This window comes from Streptomyces sp. NRRL WC-3549 (assembly GCF_000721935.1).
Classification (GTDB): domain Bacteria; phylum Actinomycetota; class Actinomycetes; order Streptomycetales; family Streptomycetaceae; genus Streptomyces.
On the sequence record NZ_KL585385.1, the window covers coordinates 106,616 to 110,366 of the forward strand.

The 3,751-nt window shown below is 69.3% G+C and carries 4 protein-coding genes; 3 read left to right on the plus strand and 1 reads right to left on the minus strand.

Annotation, left to right across the window (positions count from 1 at the left end):
* Positions 1-967: ABC transporter ATP-binding protein (locus tag IH13_RS36660; RefSeq protein WP_031081027.1), on the minus strand; the 967-nt coding region annotated here is incomplete at its 3' end.
* Between the two features lie 132 nt (positions 968-1,099).
* Between IH13_RS36660 and IH13_RS0104040 the strand changes: the two genes are divergently transcribed.
* Genes IH13_RS0104040 through IH13_RS0104050 form a run of 3 tightly spaced genes read left to right on the plus strand, consistent with a single transcriptional unit; the run spans position 1,100 to position 3,507 of the window.
* Complete coding sequence (locus tag IH13_RS0104040; protein ID WP_031081028.1) at positions 1,100-1,798, plus strand: ABC transporter permease; 699 nt, start codon at positions 1,100-1,102, stop codon at positions 1,796-1,798.
* Positions 1,799-1,801: 3 nt separating this feature from the next.
* Positions 1,802-2,476 carry an ABC transporter permease gene (locus IH13_RS0104045; RefSeq protein WP_031081029.1) on the plus strand — a complete coding sequence of 225 codons (675 nt, stop codon included), beginning with the start codon at positions 1,802-1,804 and terminating at the stop codon, positions 2,474-2,476.
* Positions 2,477-2,535: 59 nt separating this feature from the next.
* On the plus strand, positions 2,536-3,507 hold the full coding sequence (locus tag IH13_RS0104050) for an ABC transporter substrate-binding protein (RefSeq protein ID WP_031081030.1): 972 nt from the start codon (positions 2,536-2,538) through the stop codon (positions 3,505-3,507).
* Positions 3,508-3,751 lie beyond the last annotated feature (244 nt).

Sequence of the window (3,751 nt, forward strand, 5' to 3'; positions counted from 1 at the left end):
GCGGCAGCCACGCCTCCATGCGCCGGGCGTGCTCACGGACCGTGCCGGCGGCCCCCGGAGCCGAGGCGTCCCCCGCCGGGATCCAGCCGTGCAACTGGTCCTCCCCGTCGAGCACGACCGCCCAGCGGGCCCCCTCGGCCCGCAGCCGCTCGGTCGCCTTCGCCAGCGGGTCGTCGAGGTGGACGACGGGCGGCCGGTCCAGATCGCTCTCCTCGACGGGGGTGACCGAGAGCCGCTTCAGGCCCCGGTCCGCCCCGACGAAGTCGGCGACATAGGGGGTGGCGGGTGCCCCGAGCACGGTGGCGGGCGAGTCGAACTGCTCGATGCGGCCCTGTCCGTACACGGCGATCCGGTCGCCGAGGCGTACGGCCTCCTCGATGTCGTGCGTGACGAACAGCACGGTCTTGCGGACCCGCGCCTGGAGCCGGAGGAACTCGTTCTGCAGTCTCTCCCGTACGACCGGGTCGACCGCGCCGAAGGGCTCGTCCATCAGCAGCACCGGCGGGTCGGCGGCCAGCGCCCGTGCCACGCCCACCCGTTGGCGCTGCCCACCGGAGAGCTGCTCGGGATAGCGGTCGCCGTGGACGGACGGGTCGAGGCCGACCAGATCGAGGAGTTCGGCGGCGCGTTCCCGTCCCTTTCCCCGCTTCCAGCCGAGGAGATGGGGAACGGTCGCGGTGTTCTCCAGCACCGTCTTGTGCGGAAAGAGACCGACCTGCTGGATCACATAGCCGATGCGCCGGCGGAGTTGTACGGGGTCGATGGCGGATATGTCGTCCCCGTCGAGGAATATCCGGCCGTCGGTCGGTTCGATCAGGCGGTTCACCATCTTCATGGTGGTCGTCTTCCCGCACCCGGAAGGTCCGACGAGCGTGACCAGTTCCCCCTCGGCGACCTCGAAGGAAAGGTCGTCCACGGCGGTGGTGCCGTCCGCGTAGCGCTTGGTGACATGCTCGAAACGGATCATGGTTCCCCATTGTGACGCGGACGGTGTGAAGGACATGTTGCCGGAATACGAAAGCCTCGGCGATTGTCAGTGCTCGGGGATAGGGTCGCCGGTGGTCGGATCGACGAGCGCGGCACGGGAGGTGGGGGACGGATGACGGAGCAGAACTGCCTGGTGGCGAACGACTGGATCTGCGGGGAGTATCTGCGTTCCCGCAGCCATGAGTTGGCCGACGCCGTCGTCCAGCACATCTGGATCACCGTGGTCTCGGTGGTGATCGGGCTCCTGGTGGCATTTCCGCTGGCCTTGCTCGCCCGCCGCGGACGGCATTTCGCGGGACCGGTGCTGGGGCTGACCACCGTGCTCTACACCGTGCCCTCACTGGCGATGTTCTCGCTGCTCCTGCCGCTTTTCGGGCTCTCCGCCGCGCTGGTCGTCACGGGCCTGGTCCTGTATTCGCTGACCATTCTCGTGCGGAACATCCTGGCGGGTCTCGAAGCCGTTCCGCAGGAGGCCAGGGAAGCCGCGAAGGGTATGGGATACGGACCCGCCCGCCTGCTCTGGGAGGTGGAACTCCCGCTCGCCCTCCCCGCGTTGATGGCCGGTCTGCGCATCGCCACGGTCTCGACCGTCGCCCTGACCACGGTGGGCTCCCTCGTCGGCAAGGGCGGCCTGGGCAACCTCATCGAGGACGCGCTGCCCAGCTTCTTCAAGGCGCAGGTCCTCACCGCGTCCGTGCTCTGCGTGCTCCTCGCGGTGGCGGCGGACCTGGTGCTGCTCGGTGTGCAGCGGCTGCTCACACCGTGGACCCGGATACCGGGGCACGCGGCCCCGGCGGCGGAGGCGGGCTGACCCATGGGAGTCGTCGAGGGAGCCTGGACCTGGCTGACCACCGGTGCCAACTGGTCCGGGGAGAACGGCGCCACGCACCGGCTCGGTGAGCACGTGTACGTCAGCGGGATCGCCCTCCTGGTGGCCTGCGCCATCGCGCTGCCGGTCGCGCTGTACCTGGGGCACGTGGGCAAGGGGGGCGCGCTCGCGGTCAACCTCTCCAACGTGGGGCGGGCGGTCCCGGTCTTCGCCGTGCTGGCCCTCTTCATGGTGACGCCCCTGCGCAACTCCGGCTATCTGCCCACGGTCATCGCGCTGGTGCTGTTCGCCGTGCCGCCGCTGCTGACCAACGCCTACGTCGGCATGCGGGAGGTGGACCGGGCGGTGATCGAGGCCGCACGGGGTATGGGCATGTCCGGCGGGCAGCTCTTCCTGCGGGTCGAGCTTCCGCTCGCCTACCCGATGATCATGACCGGGCTGCGGTCCGCGGCGGTCCAGGTGGTGGCCACCGCGTCGATCGCGGCCATGGTCGGCCTCGGCGGCCTCGGCCGGATCATCACCGCCGGTTTCAACACGTACGACACGGCCCAGGTCTTCGCCGGTGCCGTGCTGGTGGCCCTGCTGGCGCTGGTCGTGGAGGGCGCCCTCGTGCTGCTGGACCGGCTGCTGTCACCCCTGCGCCGCCGCAGGACCGTATGAACACGGCCCCCGGAGGCCGTGCACACCCCTTTTTCTTTTCGCGGACGGAGAACGACAACATGAGCAGGACCTCGCGCATAGCCGGCGCGCTCGTCTCGGTGATCGCGCTGGCCGGGTCGCTCGCGGCCTGCGGCGGCGACAGCCTGGAGAAGGAGAAGGACGGCGGCTCGGCCTCGGGCGGGGACGCCAGGAAGGGCTCGCTCGTCGTGGGTGCCGCCGCGTTCACCGAGTCCAAGGTGCTCGCCGAGCTGTACGCCCGCGTCCTGGGCGACGCCGGGTACAGCACCTCGGTCACCACGGTGAAGAACCGCGAACTCTACGAGCCCTCGCTGGAGAAGGGCGAGATCGACGTCGTCCCCGAATACGCGGCGACCATCGCGGAATTCCTCAACGCCAAGGTCAACGGCGCGGCCGAGGCCGAGAAGAAGCCGGTCGCCTCCGGAGACACGGCGGCCACCGTGGCGGCTCTGGAGAAGCTCGCGACCCCGCTCGGGCTGAAGGTCCTCCCGGCGGGCAAGGCCGTCGACCAGAACGCCTTCGCGGTCTCGAAGGAATTCGCCGAGAAGAACAACCTGGAGACCCTTTCCGATCTCGGCCGGTCCAAGATCGGAGTGAAGATCGCGGCCGGTGACGAGTGCGAGATCCGCCCGTTCTGCGCACCCGGCCTGAAGAAGACGTACGGCATCGACGTCACCGGGATCGACCCCAAGGGCGTGGGCACTCCGCAGTCCAAGCAGGCGGTGAAGGACGGCACGGACCAGTTGGTCCTGACGACCACCACGGACGCGGTCATGGACGGGCTGGTCTTCCTGGACGACGACAAGAAGCTGCAGAACGCGGACAACGTCCTGCCGGTGCTCAATGCGAAGGACGCGGGCGCGCAGGAGATAGCCGACGCGCTCGGCAAGCTGACCGATGTACTCACCACCGAGGACCTCGCGGAACTGAACCGCAAGGTCGACTCGGAACGCGCCAAGCCGGCCGAAGCGGCCCGCGAGTACCTGGTGTCGAAGGGGCTGATCAAGAAGTAAAGCGGTGCCCCGGAGGCGCGAACGGGAGGCTCACAGGTAACCGGGCGGGAACAGATTGCCGGGCGGCCTCCCAAGTGTCGCGTACGCACGGTAAATTTCGAGCCATGCCACGAGGACGTCACCGCCATTCGCCGCCCCTCCACAGAATCCTGCCGCCTTCCGTGGTGGCCGGAGTGTCGGTCGTCTGCGCCGCCGCGGCCTGGCTCCCGGCGGAACCCATGGTTCTGCGCGGGCTGGTGGCCGC

Coding starts and splice junctions, on each gene's coding strand:
- IH13_RS0104040 (WP_031081028.1), top strand. CDS start 1,100: ATGACGGAGCAGAACTGCCTGGTGGCGAACGACTGGATCTGCGGGGAG.
- IH13_RS0104045 (WP_031081029.1), top strand. CDS start 1,802: ATGGGAGTCGTCGAGGGAGCCTGGACCTGGCTGACCACCGGTGCCAAC.
- IH13_RS0104050 (WP_031081030.1), top strand. CDS start 2,536: ATGAGCAGGACCTCGCGCATAGCCGGCGCGCTCGTCTCGGTGATCGCG.